The organism is Micromonospora sp. IBSANI012, assembly GCF_052814045.1.
On record NZ_CP199933.1, the window covers coordinates 324,566 to 341,717 of the forward strand.

General features: G+C 74.1%; 19 protein-coding genes and 1 pseudogene. 13 read left to right on the plus strand and 7 right to left on the minus strand.

Translation table 11 applies throughout. From position 1 onward, the window contains the following. Positions 1–234: 234 nt before the first annotated feature. The 4 genes from ACTWM8_RS01650 to ACTWM8_RS01665 all read right to left on the minus strand — a co-directional run bounded on the left by ACTWM8_RS01650 (position 235) and on the right by ACTWM8_RS01665 (position 2,174). Entirely contained in the window at positions 235–609 is a 375-nt protein-coding gene (locus ACTWM8_RS01650; protein WP_179802673.1) for a hypothetical protein, read from the minus strand. Positions 610–638: 29 nt separating this feature from the next. Then, a complete protein-coding gene (locus ACTWM8_RS01655; protein WP_088959360.1) occupies positions 639–896 on the minus strand; it encodes a hypothetical protein in 258 nt (85 codons plus the stop codon). An 81-nt stretch (positions 897–977) separates the two neighbouring features. After that, positions 978–1,451 carry a large conductance mechanosensitive channel protein MscL gene (mscL, locus tag ACTWM8_RS01660; RefSeq protein WP_446212238.1) on the minus strand — a complete coding sequence of 158 codons (474 nt, stop codon included), beginning with the start codon at positions 1,449–1,451 and terminating at the stop codon, positions 978–980. Positions 1,452–1,490: 39 nt separating this feature from the next. Beyond that, positions 1,491–2,174, minus strand: coding sequence for a FadR/GntR family transcriptional regulator (locus ACTWM8_RS01665; RefSeq protein ID WP_446212239.1), 684 nt, complete (start codon positions 2,172–2,174; stop codon positions 1,491–1,493). A 49-nt stretch (positions 2,175–2,223) separates the two neighbouring features. Here ACTWM8_RS01665 and ACTWM8_RS01670 point away from each other — a divergent pair, with 49 nt between their 5' ends. Then, entirely contained in the window at positions 2,224–3,549 is a 1,326-nt protein-coding gene (locus ACTWM8_RS01670; RefSeq protein ID WP_446212240.1) for an MFS transporter, read from the plus strand. A gap of 10 nt (positions 3,550–3,559) precedes the next feature. Here the strand turns inward: ACTWM8_RS01670 and ACTWM8_RS01675 are convergent, their stop codons facing one another. After that, positions 3,560–3,916 carry an STAS domain-containing protein gene (locus tag ACTWM8_RS01675; RefSeq protein WP_088976933.1) on the minus strand — a complete coding sequence of 119 codons (357 nt, stop codon included), beginning with the start codon at positions 3,914–3,916 and terminating at the stop codon, positions 3,560–3,562. 159 nt (positions 3,917–4,075) lie between these two features. On the opposite strand from ACTWM8_RS01675, the gene ACTWM8_RS01680 reads away from it, so the two are divergent. From ACTWM8_RS01680 to ACTWM8_RS01705, 6 genes are read left to right on the plus strand one after another with little or no spacing between them, the layout of a single operon-like run. Then, complete coding sequence (locus ACTWM8_RS01680; protein WP_446212241.1) at positions 4,076–4,936, plus strand: STAS domain-containing protein; 861 nt, start codon at positions 4,076–4,078, stop codon at positions 4,934–4,936. After that, positions 4,936–5,358: an STAS domain-containing protein gene (locus ACTWM8_RS01685; RefSeq protein WP_446212242.1), complete on the plus strand. Its 423-nt coding sequence runs from the start codon at positions 4,936–4,938 to the stop codon at positions 5,356–5,358. Before ACTWM8_RS01680 ends, ACTWM8_RS01685 begins: the two co-directional genes overlap by 1 nt. Next, positions 5,355–5,771: an ATP-binding protein gene (locus ACTWM8_RS01690; RefSeq protein WP_088959353.1), complete on the plus strand. Its 417-nt coding sequence runs from the start codon at positions 5,355–5,357 to the stop codon at positions 5,769–5,771. The genes ACTWM8_RS01685 and ACTWM8_RS01690 overlap by 4 nt, the downstream gene beginning before the upstream one ends. Continuing rightward, positions 5,768–6,784: a SpoIIE family protein phosphatase gene (locus tag ACTWM8_RS01695; protein ID WP_446212243.1), complete on the plus strand. Its 1,017-nt coding sequence runs from the start codon at positions 5,768–5,770 to the stop codon at positions 6,782–6,784. Before ACTWM8_RS01690 ends, ACTWM8_RS01695 begins: the two co-directional genes overlap by 4 nt. Then, positions 6,781–8,133 carry a sensor histidine kinase gene (locus tag ACTWM8_RS01700; protein WP_446212244.1) on the plus strand — a complete coding sequence of 451 codons (1,353 nt, stop codon included), beginning with the start codon at positions 6,781–6,783 and terminating at the stop codon, positions 8,131–8,133. The genes ACTWM8_RS01695 and ACTWM8_RS01700 overlap by 4 nt, the downstream gene beginning before the upstream one ends. A gap of 2 nt (positions 8,134–8,135) precedes the next feature. Next, positions 8,136–9,677 carry a SpoIIE family protein phosphatase gene (locus tag ACTWM8_RS01705; RefSeq protein ID WP_446212245.1) on the plus strand — a complete coding sequence of 514 codons (1,542 nt, stop codon included), beginning with the start codon at positions 8,136–8,138 and terminating at the stop codon, positions 9,675–9,677. A 306-nt stretch (positions 9,678–9,983) separates the two neighbouring features. Here ACTWM8_RS01705 and ACTWM8_RS01710 read toward each other — a convergent pair whose 3' ends face one another. Further along, the gene (locus tag ACTWM8_RS01710) at positions 9,984–10,799 is read right to left on the minus strand and encodes an AraC family transcriptional regulator (protein ID WP_446212246.1); all 816 of its coding nucleotides are present in this window, start codon (positions 10,797–10,799) and stop codon (positions 9,984–9,986) included. Positions 10,800–10,830: 31 nt separating this feature from the next. On the opposite strand from ACTWM8_RS01710, the gene ACTWM8_RS01715 reads away from it, so the two are divergent. The 6 genes and pseudogenes from ACTWM8_RS01715 to ACTWM8_RS01740 all read left to right on the plus strand — a co-directional run bounded on the left by ACTWM8_RS01715 (position 10,831) and on the right by ACTWM8_RS01740 (position 16,847). Then, on the plus strand, positions 10,831–11,397 hold the full coding sequence (locus ACTWM8_RS01715) for a TIGR03086 family metal-binding protein (protein WP_446212247.1): 567 nt from the start codon (positions 10,831–10,833) through the stop codon (positions 11,395–11,397). A gap of 52 nt (positions 11,398–11,449) precedes the next feature. Then, positions 11,450–11,986 (plus strand): PadR family transcriptional regulator, encoded by a 537-nt coding sequence (locus ACTWM8_RS01720; protein ID WP_446212248.1) that lies wholly within the window; start codon positions 11,450–11,452, stop codon positions 11,984–11,986. Next, positions 11,983–12,651: pseudogene (locus ACTWM8_RS01725) on the plus strand (ABC transporter ATP-binding protein); the annotation flags it as partial. The gene ACTWM8_RS01720 and the pseudogene ACTWM8_RS01725, both read left to right, overlap by 4 nt. Before the next feature lie 28 nt (positions 12,652–12,679). Further along, the gene (locus tag ACTWM8_RS01730; protein WP_446212249.1) at positions 12,680–14,203 is read left to right on the plus strand and encodes an FtsX-like permease family protein; all 1,524 of its coding nucleotides are present in this window, start codon (positions 12,680–12,682) and stop codon (positions 14,201–14,203) included. Positions 14,204–14,295: 92 nt separating this feature from the next. Next, positions 14,296–14,718, plus strand: a complete 423-nt coding sequence (locus tag ACTWM8_RS01735) for a hypothetical protein (protein ID WP_446212250.1) — start codon at positions 14,296–14,298, stop codon at positions 14,716–14,718. A 2-nt stretch (positions 14,719–14,720) separates the two neighbouring features. Then, positions 14,721–16,847 carry a bifunctional polysaccharide deacetylase/glycosyltransferase family 2 protein gene (locus ACTWM8_RS01740; protein WP_446212251.1) on the plus strand — a complete coding sequence of 709 codons (2,127 nt, stop codon included), beginning with the start codon at positions 14,721–14,723 and terminating at the stop codon, positions 16,845–16,847. Between the two features lie 25 nt (positions 16,848–16,872). Here the strand turns inward: ACTWM8_RS01740 and ACTWM8_RS01745 are convergent, their stop codons facing one another. Continuing rightward, positions 16,873–17,142, minus strand: a complete 270-nt coding sequence (locus tag ACTWM8_RS01745) for a hypothetical protein (RefSeq protein ID WP_446212252.1) — start codon at positions 17,140–17,142, stop codon at positions 16,873–16,875. Between the last annotated feature and the right edge of the window lie 10 nt (positions 17,143–17,152).

Sequence of the window (17,152 nt, forward strand, 5' to 3'; positions counted from 1 at the left end):
GGAGCGTGGCGTCCGGGGTCTGCTGGCGTGTCGGGGCGGGCCGCCTCGGGCGCCGAGTGCCTACTGAATTGGCTACCGATCTGATGACGTGGACGACTCACGGGGTGTCGGACGCCGGAGGCCAGCCTTGAGTCGTCCACGTCATCAGGTCTGTAGCGTGTCGACCACACCTGGTCGCGTCAGCCCGAGGAAGCCCGGTCGGTCGTCACGTCCCCACGTCACCGCGAGTGGGCGTCACTCCTCCGGGGGGAGGTCGCCGACGCCGACGCCGAGGCGTACCTGGCCGTCGGTGACGGCGGCGATCTGGTCGGCCAGCACGTAGACCGCGCCGGTGCGGGCCAGCTCGGTGGAGACCTTGAGGTAGCCGGTACGCAGCAGCCGGGCGGCGAGGTCGGCGGGCACGTCCGGCTCCTCCACCGCGGCCGACTCGATCAGCTCGTCGAGGCTGCCGCCCGGGTCGGCGGTCGGCGCCTGCACGGTCACCGCGTTCGGGTCACCCCGCTGCACGAGGTCGACGGTGCCGACCTCGACGCCGGCCGTGTCGATGACCCGCATGCCGGTGGTGACCCGGGAGATGGCCGCCTGCTGCTCGGTGCCCTGCTGCTTCATTCCCGGGCGGTTCCCGGGCCGGCGCGCCGCTAAACGCCGGTGCTCGGCGGGGCCCAGGCGCTCGGCGGGCGCGGGGAGAGCTCCCGCCAGCCGTCGGTCCCCTCCAGCAGGGCCCGGACGGTCTCCTCGGCCTCCTCCGCGCTGCCGTACTCGTAGAACTGGGAGACGCCCTCCGCACCGCCGGCCCGCTGCTCGACGTGCCAGCGGTCGGCGTCCACCCGGAGGAAGACGTCCCGCCGGGCCAGCCGCCCCCATTTGCCGTTCCACCAGTGCTTGCGCTGTTCCATGGCCGGACTCTATCGAACATGTGTACGACACGGGACGGCCCCTGTGGGATTCCCACAGGGGCCGATGTGCATGCCGTCGCGTCAGCGCGGCGCGGGCGGCTCCGTACGCCGACCGAGCACGTCGTCGAGCGCGCCCCGCTGCTGCGCCGGGGTGGTGTGCCCGCCGGCGACCAGGGCGTCCCGGATCTCGGTCAGCAGCTTGATCTCCTCGCTGGGCGCCTTCGGCGGCGGCTCCTCGCCCCGCCGACGCCGCTCGGCGAGCCGGTTCATCGGGAAGACGACCAGGAAGTAGAGCGCCGCCGCGGTGAGCAGGAAGGTGATCAGGGCGTTGACGAAGGCCACCCAGTCGAACGGGATCTCCCGGAAGGTCGGGGTGGACCCGGTGAGGCCGTTCTTGCTGCCCGTGAGCAGCGCGATGAACACCCGGACCAGTGGTTCCAGGAACGACTTGGTCAGCTGCGTGACCACGCCCGTGAACGCGGCACCGATGACGACACCGACCGCCAGGTCGACGACGTTGCCGCGCATGATGAAGTCTTTGAAGCCCTTGAGCATCCGTACTCCTGTGCTGTCCGATTCTGCGTCCGGGACAACCTATGCCCCGGAGGGCGGCTCCAGAAAAGCACCGGCCTCGATCGCCGCGCGGGCCGGATCGCCGTCCCGGATGGCGGCGACGAGTCGACCGTGGTCGACGTACCGCTCGGGCTCCAGCGCGTCCCCCATGGCGTGCGCGACCGTGCTGCGCAGCGCCGTGCCGACCGAGGCGTAGAGCTCGGCGAGCATGCCGTTGTGGGCGGCGGCCACCACCGCCGTGTGTAGCGCCGCGTCGGCCTCCACGAACTCCGCCACCCGGCCCGAGCGCCAGGCGGCCTCGCGGGTGGCGAGCGCCCCGTCGAGCGCCGCCAGGTCTGCCGGGGTACGTCGCAGCGCGGCCAGCCGGGCGGCCTCCACCTCGAAGGCGCGCCGGACCTCGACCACCTCGGCCATCCGGTCGTCGGTGAGCCGGCGGGCCACCACCGGGGCCAGTTCGTCGGTGGAGACCACGTACGTCCCGGAGCCCTGCCGGCACTCCAGCACCCCGGCGTGCACCAGCGCGCGGACCGCCTCGCGAACGGTGTTCCGCCCCACCCCGAGCGCGGCGACCAACTGCGGTTCGGTCGGGATCCGCCCGCCGACCGGCCACTCGCCGCCGAGGATCCGCTCCCGGAGCTGCTCGATCGTCTGGCGTACCCGGTGGCCGCGCGGGGGCACGGCGACGGAATCGACGGTGGGTGTCACCGGTTACACCTGCTGCCGAAATTCATCCCATGATTGTAGGTTAGAGGTCATGACCCCGCCACCCACCCGCACCGAGGCCGAGGCCCCCGCCGCCGACCGGTCCGTCGCCGACCCGGCCGCGCCCACCGCCGACGTGCCGACCGGGCCCGCGCCGGCCGCCGTCGCGCCCCCGGCCGGCCGGCCCTCGGCGGCCCGCGGCGGTGCGCTGGTGCTGGTCGGGATGCTGCTGGTCGCGCTCAACCTCCGCGCTGCGGTGACCAGCCTGGGCGCCCTCCTCGACGAGGTACGCACCGGACTGGCGCTCTCCGGCACGATGGCCGGTTTTGTCACCACCCTGCCGACGATCGCCTTCGCCGGCCTCGGCGCGCTCACCCCGTGGCTGGTCCGCCGATACCCGCCGGCCCGGGTGCTGGTGGTGGCGATGCTCGCCCTCACCGTGGGGCAGGTGCTCCGGGTGGCCACCGACTCCGCGCTGGTCTTCGTGCTCACCAGCGCGCTCGCGCTGGCCGGCATCGCGGTGGCGAACATCCTGCTGCCGATGCTGGTCAAACAGCACTTCCCGCACCGCACCGGGCTGGTCACCGGGGCGTACACGATGGCTCTGACGGTGGGCACGACGGTGGCCGCCGCCTCCGCGGTGCCCGTCGCGCACGCCTTCGGCTCCTGGCGGGCCGGGCTCGGCGTCTGGGCCGGGCTGGCCGCGGTGGCCGTACTCCCGTGGGTGCCGCTGGCGCTGCGGGCCCGCGCCGCCCGGCGGGCCGCGGCCCCGACGGCGGCCCCCGCCCCGCGGGTGCGGATCCGGCCGGAACGCACCCGGCTCGGCTGGGCCATGGCGGTCTACTTCGGCGCGCAGTCGCTCAGCGGGTACGCGATCATGGGCTGGCTGGCCCAGCTCTTCCGCGACGCCGGCTACCGCCCCGAGGCGGCCGGGCTGCTGCTGGCCGGGGTGACCGCGCTCGGGGTACCGGTCGCGCTGGGAATGCCGACCCTGGCCGGCCGGCTGCGGACGCTACGACCGCTGGTGCTGGCGCTGACCGCCTTCTCCACGGCCGCGTACCTCGGTCTGGCCCTGGCGCCGCACGGCCTCGCGCCGCTCTGGGTCCTGCTGCTCGCCCTGGGTCAGGGCGCGTTCCCGCTGATCCTGACCACCATCGGCCTGCGCGCCCGGACCGCCGAGGGCACGGTGGCGCTGTCCGCCTTCGCGCAGAGCACCGGGTACGTGATCGCGGCCCTCGGGCCGCTGCTGGTCGGCATCCTCTACGAGGCGACCGGGGGCTGGACCGCCCCGCTCGGGTTCCTGATCGCCGCGCTGGCCGTGCAGACGACCGCGGGCATGGTGATCGCTCGTCCCCGCTTCATCGAGGACGAGCGCTGAGGGGAACCGGTCAGGAGGAGGCCGGTGTCGGGTCGCCCGCCACGGCCTGCTCGACCGTCGGGTACGTGTGCAGCACCTCCACCAGACCGCTGACCTCGAGGATGCGCAGCACGCCGCGCTGCGGGGCGGCCAGCCGGACCACGCCGCCGGCCTCGTCGCAGCTGTTCTTCGCGCGCACGAAGACCGACAGGCCGGTCGAGTCGCAGAACGACACGTTGGCCAGGTCGAACACGAGACGGCTGCGGCCCTTGTCGAGCAGGTCGGTGATCTGGTCCTGCAGCTGCGGTGCGGTCGCCATGTCGAGCTCGCCCGCGACCGACACGACGACCACGTCGCCGCGCTGTTCCGTGTGCACCGTCAAGGACATTCGGACCTCCTGTTATCGGTGGAACGGTATCCCACGAAGGCCGGAACACGCAGAACGGGAGCGGGATCCGGTGTGCCTGATCATTTCTTTGCCTCGTGGCAAGTACCGCGCCAGCCAGCGGTGATAGAGTCCGGCCGGCCCAGCTCAGAGGAGGTAACCATGGCGATGACCACGGAAGAGGGTGACCGGCTCGCCGGCCTGCTCACGGAGCATGCCGAGCGGATCGTCCAGCGCTGGACGGAGCTGGTCGCGGCCTCGTTGCGTGGCCGGCTCAGCCAGGCGGAACTGCGCCTTCAGGTGCAGGAGCTGCACCGTAGCATGATCAATGCGGGTGCCCAAGGGCTCGCGGACATTTCCTCCGAGCCGGCCGCCGAGCTGCGGGCGGTGCTCGGTGAGCTGTCGCGCAACCGGGCCCGGCAGGGCTTCTCCGCCACCGAGACCGCGGTCAGCATCTACGCGCTCAAGGAGGTGCTGACCGAGCTGGCCGACGCCGCCGACGTCGGGCTGTCGCCGCGCGACGTCCTCGCGTTCAACGGCGTGGTCGACCAGATGGGCCTGTCCACCTTCGAGACGTACGTGCAGGCCCGCGAGGGCCTGATCGCCGACCAGGCCGAGCAGCTGCTCGAACTCTCCACCCCGGTGGTCAAGATCTGGGACGGCGTGGTCGCCGTGCCGCTGGTCGGCACGCTCGACTCGGCCCGCGCCCAGGTGGTGATGGAGCGGCTGCTCCAGACCCTGGTCGACACCGGCTCGCCGTACGCGATCATCGACATCACCGGTGTGCCGGCCGTCGACACGCAGGTCGCCCAGCACATCCTCAAGACGGTGGTGGCCGCCCGGCTGATGGGCGCCGACTGCATCATCTCCGGCATCCGGCCGCAGATCGCCCAGACCATCGTCGCGCTCGGCATCGAGTTCGGGGACATCGCCACCAAGGCCAGCCTCGCCGACGCGCTGCGGCACGTGCTGCGCCTCAGCGGCGTCGAGACGGCTCGCCGCCACCCGCGCCGGGAGGCGTGATGGAGCGGGTGCCGATCCTGAAGATCGGCGACATCCTGCTGGTCTCCATCCAGATCGACATGTCCGACCAGACGGCCGTCGCTCTCCAGGAGGACCTGGCCGAGCGGATCGTGGCCACCGGCTCGCACGGCGTGATCATCGACATCACGGCGCTGGACATCGTCGACTCCTTCGTCGGGCGGATGCTCTCCACCATCGCCTCGATCTCCAAGGTGCTCGACGCCGAGACGGTGGTCGTCGGGATGCGTCCCGCGGTCGCCATCACGCTGGTCGAGCTGGGCCTGTCGTTGCACGGCATCCGGACCGCGCTGAACGTCGAGCGCGGCATGGAGCTGATCGCGGCGAGCCGGACGGACGACGACTTCGGGTTCGACGAGGATCCGGAGGACGTGGAGTCAGGAACGGTGGCGACATCACCATGACCGCGGGCGTCGACCTGGGTCCGAAAGCACAGGCGATCGGCAGCGACGAGGACGTCGTCCGCGTCCGGCAGCTGGTGCGTACTGTCGCGGTGGCCGCCAAGCTTTCCCTGGTCGACCAGACGAAGCTCGTCACCGCGGCCAGCGAGCTGGCCCGCAACACGCTGATCTACGGCGGGGGCGGCGGTGCCGAGGTGACGGTGGTCGAGGACGGCCGGCGCCGGGGCGTACGGGTGGTCTTCGCCGACACCGGCCCCGGCATCCCCGACCTCGACCTGGCGCTGACCGACGGCTACACCACCGGGGGCGGCCTCGGGCTGGGCCTCAGCGGGGCCCGACGCCTGGTCGACGACTTCGACATCCAGACCGTCGTCGGCGAGGGCACCCGGATCACCGTGACCAAGTGGTCCCGGTGAACATCCACGCTGTTCCCGACCCCGGCAGCTGGTTCCGGGTCGAGAACAGCAGCGCCGCCAGCTCGGTGCGGCGGGCCGCCGAACGCCTCGGCGAGCAGCTCGGCCTCGCCCCCAACCGGATCGCCGAACTCGCCATTGTCGCCGCCGAGCTGACCAGCAACCTGGTCAAGCACGCCGAGGAAGGACTGCTGCTGCTGCGGCCGGTCCGCGACGGTGACCACGCCGGCGTGGAGCTGGTCGCGATCGACTCCGGCCCCGGCATGGCGGACCTGACCGTCTCCTCCCGGGACGGCCACTCCACCACCGGCACCCTCGGCATCGGCCTGGGCGCGATCAGCCGCCAGGCCAGCTGGTACGACGCCTGGTCCCGGCCGGGCAAGGGCACCGTCCTCGCCGTGCAGGTGTGGCCGAAGGCCGCGCCGGTGCGCCCCGCCTGGGCGGCCGGGCTGACCCGGCCGATCAGCGGCGAGCAGGTCAGCGGCGACGGGCACGCCGCACGGGTGGCCGAGGGTCGGCACCAGGTGCTGGTCTGCGACGGCCTCGGGCACGGGGCACTGGCGGGCGCGGCCGCCGGCGCCGCACTGGCCGCCTTCCGTACCGCGCCGGCCGCCCCGCCCGCCACCGTGGTGCAGCACCTGCACCGCGCGATGACGCACACCCGGGGCGCGGCCCTGGCCGTGGCCGAGCTGGACCCGTCGGCCGGCGTGCTCCGGTACGCCGGGCTCGGCAACATCAGCGGCGTCGTGCTCGGGGCCGCCGACGAGCGGCGGGGGCTGGTCTCGCTGCCCGGCATCGCCGGTCACCAGCGACCGTCCGTCCGGGAGTACGACTACGCCTTCCCGCCGGAGGCGACCCTGGTCATGCACAGCGACGGCGTGGTCGACCGGTGGCGGATCGGCGACTACCCCGGGCTGACCGGGCGATCCCCGCTGGTGGTCGCCGCGACCCTGCTGCGGGACGCCGGCATCCGCCGCGACGACGCCTGCGTCCTGGCGGCGAGGACACCGTCATGAGCGCCGGCGACCCGCTGCTGCAGATGTCGCTGCGGGTGGAGCAGGACATCTTCCTCGTCCGGCAACGCGGCCGGGAGGTCGCCGCCGCCGTCGGTCTGGAGCACCAGGACCAGGTCCGGCTCGCCACCGCGCTCAGTGAGGTCGCCCGTGACCTGCTGCGTACCGTCGGCGGTGCGGACGTCGCCTTCCACGTGGTGCACGGCCGGGACGGCCGCCGCGCGCTGCGCGTCGACCTCAGCCCGGCCAGCCCCTTGCCCGGCGGCCGGTACGAGCCACAGTCGGGCGCGGTGGCGCGTTTGGTGGACACACTGGGGGTGACCAGCGAGGAGGGGGATACGGTCGTGAGGATGTCCCGACGTGTCCCGGCCGCCGCCCAGGCGCTGACCGAGGCGCGGCTGGCCGAGCTGCGCGCCGAGCTCGGGCACAGCGCGCCCGGCAGTGCCCTGGACGAGCTCGCCACCCAGAACGAGCAGCTCATCGCGGCGCTGGACGAGGTCCGCAGCCAGCGCGATGAGCTGGCGGTGCTCAACGCCGAGCTGGAGGAGACCAACCGGGGCGTGATGGCGCTCTACACCCAGCTCTCCGAGGAGCTGGAGGAGACCAACCGCGGCGTGGTGGCGCTCTACGCCGAGCTGGACGAGAAGTCGGCGCAGCTGCGGGCGGCGAGCGAGTCGAAGAGCCGCTTCCTGGCCAACGTCAGCCACGAGCTGCGCGCCCCGGTGACCGCGATCATCGGGTTGGGACGGCTGCTCACCGACTCCGCCTCCGACCCGCTCACCGCCGAGCAGTCCGAGCAGGTGGAGCTGATCCGAGCCTCGGCGGCCGACCTGCTCTCCCTGGTCAACGCCCTGCTGGATCTGGCCAAGGCGGAGTCCGGGCGGATCGAGCCCGAGTGGGCCGACGTCGACCTGCGGGCGGTATTCGGCCAGCTGCGCGGCACCCTGCGGGCGCTGACCAACCGGTCGGCCGTCGAGCTGGTGGTGGAGGAGCCGCCGGCGCCGGCCGTGCTCCGCTCGGACGAGGTGCTGCTCTCCCAGGTGCTGCGCAACCTGCTGCACAACGCGCTCAAGTTCACCGAGCGCGGCGAGGTACGGATGACCGCGGAGCGGGGCGACGAGCGGTGGCGCCTGTCGGTCTCCGACACCGGCGTCGGCATCCACCCGGGGCTGCACGAACGGATCTTCGAGGAGTTCTACCAGGTGCCGGGGGCCAGCCGGGTCGGCGGCACCGGCCTCGGCCTGCCGTACGCGCGGCGGTTGGTGACCTTGCTCGGTGGCACGCTGGAGCTGACCAGCGAGCCCGGCCGGGGCAGCACCTTCACCGTCGTCCTACCGGCGAGCGGGGCCTGACGATGGTCGGCGACCAGGCGACGGTGCTGGTGGTCGACGACAGTCGCACCAAGCGTTACCTGCTGGTCAGCTGGCTGACCCGGGCCGGCTTCGCGGTCCGTGAGGCGGAGACCGGCACCGAGGCGCTGGAGCGGGTCGGGACGGACCCGATCGACCTGGTGGTGCTCGACGTACGGCTGCCCGACATGAGCGGCTTCGACGTCTGCGAGCGGATCAAGGCGGACCACCCGGCGATGCCGGTGATCCACGTGTCCGCGCACGCGGTCGACGTGGTGGACCGGACGCAGGGGCTGACCCGGGGCGCGGACGCCTACCTGGCCGAGCCGATCGAGCCGGAGGAACTGGTCGCCACCGCCCACGCGGTCCTGCGCTACTACCAGGCGCGGCAGCGCGCGGAGTTCCTCGCCGAGCGACTCACCGGGCTGGCCGACACCACCGTCGCGGTGCACGCCGCCCCGAACTTCGCCCGCCTGCTGGAAACGGCGGCGGCGGGCGCGGCCGACATCTTCAAGAGCCCGGCGGCGGTGATCGCCGAGACCTTCGACGGCGACTGCCTGGCCGGGATCGCCGCCGGGCCGGGCGCGAAGCCGACGATCGTGCCCTGGGTGGTGGACGACACCGGCGTACCGACCGGGGCCACCGTCCGGGTGAACGACCCGGCCGAGTGGGGCCTGGTCTCCTGGCCGGCCGGGGACACGGTGACCGTGGCCGCCGCCCGGCTGCGCGAGGACCGCGCCCCGCTCTACGTGGTGGTGCCGTCCGCGACCCAGACCGCGCGCACGCCGGTGCTGGTGCAGCTCGCCCAGGCGGTCGCGTCGGCGGTGGAGGCGCAGCGGTCGTTCGACGAGGAGCACCGGATCGCCGTCACCCTGCAACGGAGCCTGCTGCCCCGGCGGCTGCCCGAGGTCGCCGGACTGGACCTGGCCGTCCGGTACGAGCCGGCCAGCGCGCAGACCGAGGTGGGCGGCGACTTCTACGAGCTGGTGATGCTCGACGGCCACCTGTTGGTGGCGATCGGTGACGTGGCCGGCCACTCGCTGCACGCCGCCACGGTGATGGCCGAGCTGCGGCACGCCATGCGGGCGTACGCGGTGGAGGGGCACCAGCCCGGGGTGATCCTGGACCGGCTCAACGAGCTGATGCGCACGCTGCTCCGCAACGAGCTGGCCACCCTCTGCATCCTGCTGCTGCACCCGCCCAGCGGTCGGATCCGGCTGGCCAGCGCCGGGCACCTGCCGGCGTTGGTGAGCGTCGACGGCCGGGTGGACTTCGTCCAGCACTCGGCGCCCCTGCTGGGGGTGCGGGCCGAGCGCCCCGACGACCTGGAGTTCGTCCTGCCGGCCGGCGCGACGCTGGTGCTGTACACCGACGGCCTGATCGAGCGTCGGGACGCCACCATCGACGAGGGCCTGGCCGCGCTGGCCGCGTGTGCCGCCCGGGTGGACGACGATCTCGACCGGTTCTGTCACCGCCTGCTGGTCGAGCTGGCCCCGCCGGAGATCCAGGACGACGTCGCCGTGGTGGCCGTCCGTCGCCGCCGCTGACCGCACGGCTCTTTTCCGTCACGCAGGTGTGGCACGCAGAGTGACCTTCGACGGTCCTCACGCAGAGTCACGCAGCTGGATCCGTCCCACCATCCCTTCGCATCCTTTGCTCTGCTGCCTCATCCGCAACACCGCCCCGAGCAGTGAATTTGGGAACCCCCGTCGGTGGTGGGCCTCCTCGAAATGGTGACTCTCCGCTTGTGTTGCGTGGGCGACAGCAGAGCAAAGGATGCGGAGTGGGCCTATGGGGGTGCGGGCCCAGTGACGGTGGGTGAGGTGCGGGTGCCGGGTGGGGGTGCGGTCGGGTCAGCGCAGGGAGCGGACGTAGGCCGTGGGGGAGACGCCGGTGACGGCGGTGAAGTCGCGGACCAGATGGGCCTGGTCGCTGTAACCGAGGTCGGCGGCGAGCGCGGACCAGTCGGGCGGCCCCTCGGCGGCCCGCTCGATCGCCTCCTGGAGCCGGTAGCGGCGGATCACCCACTTCGGACCGACCCCGACGTGGTCCAGGAAGAGGCGCTGCAACCGTCGGGTGGAGATGCCGTGCCGGCGCGCGAGGTCGTCCACCCGTAGCACGCCGCGGTCGGTGCGGATCGCCTCGGCCAGCGCCATCGCCTCGGTCGCCGCCGGGTCCGGCTCCGGCGCCCAGGCGGTCAGGAAGGCGTCCAGCGCGCGGCGGCGCTCGGTGTCCGTACCCGCGCAGTGGCCCTTCTCTGCCCCGGAGCCGGCGGCGGCCCGGGCGGCGTCGGGGACCTCGGCGAGCGGCCGGCGCACGCCGGTCAGCTCGGCCATCGGGCGTCGCCAGAACGGCCGGAAGCCGCCCGGGCGGAACTGGATCCCGCTGACCCGGCCGGTGCCGGTCAGGGTGATCGAGAAGAGCCGTTGCCCGACGCCGGCGATCTCGGCGGTCTCCGGGCCGCCCTCGGACTGCTGAAAGACGACGTTGACCGCCGGGTGCGGCACCAGTTGCTGCGCGAACGGCGCGCTCAGCGCCCAGTCGATCAGCCAGTAGTGCTCGACCCAGGGGCGCAGCACGGGGGCCGGCAGGTGGCGGCGGAACCGCACCTCCCGGCGCAGCCGTTCCGGGTCGAGGATGCCCCGGTTGTCCCCGCGTGGCTGTCGCATTCGTTCAAGACCGCCTTCGTACGCTGGCCCTATGGGAACGAAGACTAGCGATCTGCTGGCCGCCGCCGCACCGCGAACCGTGGCGGTGGTCCGGGCGATCACGGACGATCAGCTGGACCTGCCCACGCCGTGCCCGGACTACACCGTCCGGGACCTGGCCAACCACCTGTACGAGGTGGTGGTCAACTTCCAGACGCTCGCCCGGCGGCGCGAGGTGGACTGGTCGGCGAAGACGGACCACCTGACCGAGGGGTGGCGGGACCGGTTCGCCGACGAGACCGCCCGGCTGGTCGAGGCGTGGGCCGACCCGGCCGCCGAGGAGGGCGCCTCGCCCGGCATGGGGCTGCCCCAGGAGACGGTCGGCCTGATGGGGGTCATCGACCTGGCCGTGCACGGTTGGGACCTGGCCACGGCCACCGGTCAGCCGTATCAGCCGGCGCCCGAGGTCACCGCCGCCGGGCACCGGTTCCTGGACGAGATGGGCCCGATGGGCCGCCAGATGGGCGCCTTCGGTCCGGAGGTGACGACCGGCCCGGACTGCACCGAGCTGGACCGCCTGCTCGGCCGCGCCGGCCGCGACCCGGCCTGGAGCCGCTGAACCGCATCGACGACGCTTGACACCGGCTATTCACTGAGTGAATAGTGACCCGGTGTCCACGTCGCACGTCCTGCTGGGGCTGCTCGCCGCCGGGAACCGGCACGGGTACGAGCTGAAGCGTGCCCACGACGCCCGGCTCCCCCGGGCCAAGCCGCTGGCGTTCGGGCAGGTGTACGCGACCCTTGGCCGGTTGGCGCGCGACGGTCTGGTGGTCGCCACCGGGCAGGAGCGCGAGGCCGGCCCGGACCGGACGTCCTACCAGCTCACCGGCCAGGGCCGCGAGGCGCTGGACCGGTGGCTCGGCACCGTCGAGCCCCCCGCGCCGTACGTCACCAGCACGCTCTTCGCCAAGGTGGTGGTGGCGCTGCTGGTCGCCGACGTGAGCGCCGCCCGCTCGTACCTGGTCGCCCAGGGCCGGGCGCACACCGACCGGCTGCGCGAACTCACCGCCGTGAAGACGGCACCCTCGGCCACCCTCGACGACGTGGTCTCGGCCGACTACGCCATCGCCCACCTCGACGCCGACCTGAGGTGGCTGCGGACCACCCTGGACCGGGTCGCCGACTGGCACCGGGAGGTGCACTCGTGACGCAACTCCAGGCTCGCGGCGTGGTGAAGGCGTACGGGCCGACACCCGCGCTGCGCGGCGTCACCCTCGACGTCGCCGAGGGCGAGATCGTCGCCGTCACCGGCCCCAGCGGCTGCGGCAAGTCGACCCTGCTGCACTGCCTGGCCGGGATCCTCCGCCCGGACGCGGGCCAGGTCATCTGGCGCGGCGAGCGGATCGACACCTGGTCGGAGGCGGACCGGTCCCGGCTGCGGCGCACCGAGTTCGGGGTGCTCTTCCAGTTCGGCCAGCTCGTCGCCGAGCTGACCGCGGCGGAGAACGTCGCCCTCCCGCTGCTTCTCGCCGGCACGGGGCGGCGAGAAGCGCGGGTGGCGGCCCTCGGCTGGCTGGACCGGCTCGGCGTGGCCGAGGTGGCCGACGTCCGGCCCGGCGAGATGTCCGGCGGGCAGCAGCAGCGGTGCGCCACCGCCAGGGCCCTGGTCACCGAGCCCCGGGTGCTCTTCGCCGACGAGCCGACCGGCGCGCTGGACACGCTCAGCGGCGAGCAGGTGCTCACCCAGCTGGTCCGGCTCGCCCGGCAGCAGCGCACCAGCGTCGTGCTGGTCACCCACGAGCCGCGGATCGCCGCGTACGCCGACCGGGAGGTGATGCTCCGCGACGGGGCGGTCGACGCCAGCGGCTCGGGCTCGACCTGCCGTTCGCCGGCGGCGCCCGGTGAGGCCCGCCGTCCTGCTCCGGCTCGCCCTGGCCGGCAACCGCACCGACACCGCCCGGGTGGTGCTGACCGCGCTCAGCGCCGCCCTGGCCACCCTCGCCGGCCTGGCCGCGCTCACCGTGCTAGCCATCCCCACCCCGCACTGCTGCGACGGCCGCAACATCTCCGAGCAGTACGGCAACGCCCTGCTCCGCGAGCCCGGCCTGCGCGGCGGCACCGCGATCGCGCTGCTCCTGCTCACCGTCCCGGTGCTGGCGCTGGCCGGGCAGTGCGCCCGGCTCGGCGCCCCCGCCCGGGACCGGCGGCTCGCCGCCCTGCGCCTGGCCGGCGCCACGCCCGGCCAGGTGACCCGGCTCGCGGTGCTGGAGACCGGCCTGGCCAGCCTCCTCGGGACCCTCCTCGGGCTGGCCGTCCTCCTCGTCGGCCGGCGGCTGCTCGACGAGCCGGACGGGCGGGGGCGGCTCGCACTTCCCACCGACGTGCTCCCGGCCACCGGAGTGATCGTGGCGGTGGTGCTCGGGCTGCCGCTGGCGGCGGCGCTGGTCGGCGCGGTACTGCTGCGCCGGGTCACCGCCACCCCGTTCGGCGTGGTGCGCAAGGTCCGCCGGGAACGCGCGCCCGGGCCGTGGGCCGGCCTGCTGATCGTCGCCGGCCTCGCCGCCTTCGCCGCCCTGGACCCGGTGCTCGACTGGTATCAGGACCACCACCGGGAACCGCCGCTGCTGCTACCGCCGCTGCTGCTGCTCGGGGGTGGGCTCGCCGCGCTGACCGGGGTGGTGGTCGGCACCGGCTGGTTGTCGTACACCTCGGGTCGGCTGCTGCACCGGTACGCCCGGCGACCGGCCGCGCTGCTGGCGTCCCGGCGGTTGACCAGCGACCCGTGGGCCGGCAGCCGTACCTTCGCCGCCCTGCTGGCCGCCGTGATCGTGGGTGCCGGCGCCGCCGGGATGCGGGCCTCGTTCGAGGCCCACGCCGAGATCGAACGGCTCACCGGCCAGGGCCTCGGCGGCAGCGACGGCTTCTACCTGCGCACGGTGGACCTGGTCGACCTGGCGGTGGGCGTGGCCATGGCGATCGCCGCCGGCGGGCTGATCGTCGCCCTGGTCGAGGGGATCGTCGCCCGACGCCGGGCGTACGCGGCGCTGGTCGCCACCGGGGTGCCCCGGGGGACGCTCGCCCGGTCGATCGCCTGGCAGGCGCTGGCGCCGGCGGTGCCGGCGGTGGGGCTCGCGCTCACCGTGGGCCTGCTGCTCAGCCGGGGCGTCGCCGGTCAACCGGTGACCGGTGGCGGCTACTCCACCGAGTTCTGCGACGGCGCCGAGTCGCTCTGCGCGGACCCGGCGACCCGGGCGCAGTACCTGCGGACCGGGTGGGTGCCCGAGGTGACGGTGACGCCCGGCGTACCGCTGGGGCACCTGGCCCTGGTCGGCGCCGGCGCCCTGGTCGCGGTGCTGGTGACGGTCGCGGTCGGCGTGCTCCTGCTCCGGGCCAGCACCGCGGTCGAGGAGCTGCGCACGGCCTGACGGTGTAACACCGGGTACGGCCCCGGCGCTTGTGACTCCGGAAGCCCGCCAGCGGGGTGGAACCGCGGGCGGCGGGGCAGGGAGATCACCAGATGCACAACCAGCCGGGCGGTGCGCCGCCGGTGTTCGTCGACCGGACCGGGAAGCGGCGCCGGCTCATGACGATCGCCGGCACCGCGATGGGGCTCGGCCTGCTCACCAGCATCGGGCTGATCCTGGCCGGGCTCTTCGGCGACAGCACCGTCCCGCTGCCGGGCTGGACCGACCCCCGGGCGCGGCCACCGATCGAAGCGGGCGTGGACACCCCGGAGGAACTGGGTCAGCCGGGCAGCCCGGCGGCCTCCTCGCGACCGTCGCCGGTGACCAGCACCGCCGCGCCGACGCCCACCCGGACGGCCGGCCCGCCCGTCGCCACGACCGCACGCCCAGGGCCCCAGCCGTCCGCCAGCGTGCCCGGCCAGGGCGACGTGCGGCGTACCGGCAAGCCCAGCCGCTCGCCCGGCAAGCCCCACTGACCGTGGCCCGCCACGTAGCCCGCCGCGACCCGCGGGCCCACTGGGTGCTGCTCCTGCTCGGCCTGTTCCTGCTGCTCGCCGCGCTGACCGTCAACGGGCTGGTCACCGGGCTCGCCGGCGGCTCCGGGCCGTCCGCCGCCCCGGACGTGCCCGGGCCGCGGGCGGTCACCGACGGCGGGCCGGTGCTGCGGCTGGACCAGCCCGAACCGGTCAGCCGGCGGATGCCGGACCGCACGGTCGCGCTCACCTTCGACGACGGGCCGGACCCGCGGTGGACGCCCGAGCTGCTCGACGTGCTGCGTCGGCACGGGGCGCACGCCACCTTCTTCGTGGTCGGCTCCCGGGTCAACGCGCACCCCGAGCTGGCCCAGCGGATCCTCGACGAGGGGCACGAGCTCGGCTCGCACACCTACACCCACGCCGACCTCGCCACGGTCTCCGGGTGGCGGGCCGACCTGGAGCTGTCGCTGACCCGCAAGGCGGTCGCCGCGGCCACCGGCCGGGAGGTCACCCTGCTCCGGCCCCCCTTCTCGTCCACCACCCCGTCGCTGACCGCCGCCGGGTACGACGCGCTGCGCGCCGCCGCCGGCAGCGGGCACGTGGCCGTGCTCGCCGACCTGGACGCCAAGGACTGGCAGCGCCCCGGCGTACCGGCGATCGTCCGGGCGGCGACCCCGCAGCCCGGGCGGGGCGCGGTGGTGCTCATGCACGACGGCGGCGGTGACCGCGGCCAGACCGTGGCGGCCGTGGACCAGCTGCTCACCCGGCTGTCGAAGCAGGGCTACCGGTTCACCACCGTCTCCGAGGGCGTCGACGCGCCGCCGTCGACCGTCCCGGCCGGCGTCGGCACCCGGCTGAGCGGCCACGCGCTGCGCTGGACCCAGACCGGGGCTGAGTGGACGGCCACCGCGATGAACGTCCTGCTCGCCGTCGCGCTGGTGCTCGGCGTCGCCCGGCTCGCCGTGCAGGTGACCTGCGCGCAGCTACACGTCCGCCGGGTACGCCGCCCCCGGCACCCACGGCCGCCGGTCACCGCGCCGGTCTCGGTGATCGTGCCCGCGTACAACGAGGCGGCGAACATCGCGGCGACGGTGCGATCGCTGGTGGCCAGCGCGTACCCGGCGCTGGAGGTGATCGTGGTGGACGACGGCTCCAGCGACGGCACCGCCGACATCGTCGAGCGGATGGGCCTGCGCGGGGTGCGGGTCATCCGGCAAGCCAACGGCGGCAAGCCGGCCGCGCTGAACACCGGCATCCGGGCCGCCCGGGCCGACCTGCTGGTGCTGGTCGACGGGGACACCGTCTTCCAGCCGGACACCGTGCACCGGCTGGTGCAGGGCTTCGCCGATCGCACCGTCGGGGCGATCTCCGGCAACACCAAGGTCGCCAACCGGCGTCGGCTGCTGGGCCGCTGGCAGCACCTGGAGTACGTGATCGGCTTCAACCTCGACCGCCGGATGTACGACGTGCTGGAGTGCATGCCGACCATCCCCGGCGCGATCGGCGCGTTCCGCCGCGAGGTGCTGCTCGCCGTCGGCGGCGTCCCCTCGGACACCCTCGCCGAGGACACCGACCTGACCATGCAGGTGCTCCGGGCCGGCTGGCGGGTGGTGTACGAGGAGGCGGCGATCGCCTGGACCGAGGCGCCCTCCTCGCTGCGCCAGCTCTGGCGGCAGCGGTACCGCTGGTGCTACGGCACGATGCAGGCGATGTGGAAGCACCGGCACGCGCTGCGCGAGCCGGGGGCCGGGGGCAAGCTGGGCCGGCGGGGCCTGCCGTACCTGACGGTGTTCCAGATCGTGCTGCCGCTGGCCGCCCCGGCGGTCGACGTGTTCGCCGTCTACGGCCTGCTCTTCCTGCCCTGGTCGACGCTCGTGCTGGCCTGGCTGGGGCTGCTCCTGCTCCAGGGGCTGACCGCCGCGTACGCGCTGCGCCTGGACCGGGAGGGCTTCGGCCCACTGTGGACGTTGCCGTTGCAGCAACTGGTCTACCGGCAGGTGATGTACCTGGTGGTGGTGCAGTCGGCCGTCACCGCGGTGATCGGCAACCGGCTGCGCTGGCAGCGGATGGTCCGTACCGGCGAGGCGGCGGCGCTGGTCGGCGCGGCCCCGCCCGGCCGCTCCCGCTGACCCCACCGCCCGGGGGGCGGTGGGGTCAGCGGGAGTCGAGGAGGCCGGCGGACCAGGAGAGGGCCAGGCCGACCACCGCCGAGCAGCAGCAGATCAGCAGGGTGGCGGCGACCACGCCGACGATCAGCCAGGCCGGCCCGCGCCGGGCCGCGCCCGGTTCCGCCCCCGCTTCCGCCCCCGCTTCCGCCCCCGCTTCCGCTGCCGCGTCCGGTTCCGGTTCCGGTTCCGGTTCCGGCGCCGGTACGTCCGGGCCGGGCGGCTCCTCGTCCGCCCGACCCTCGTCGTGACTGGTCAAGCCGGCGGCC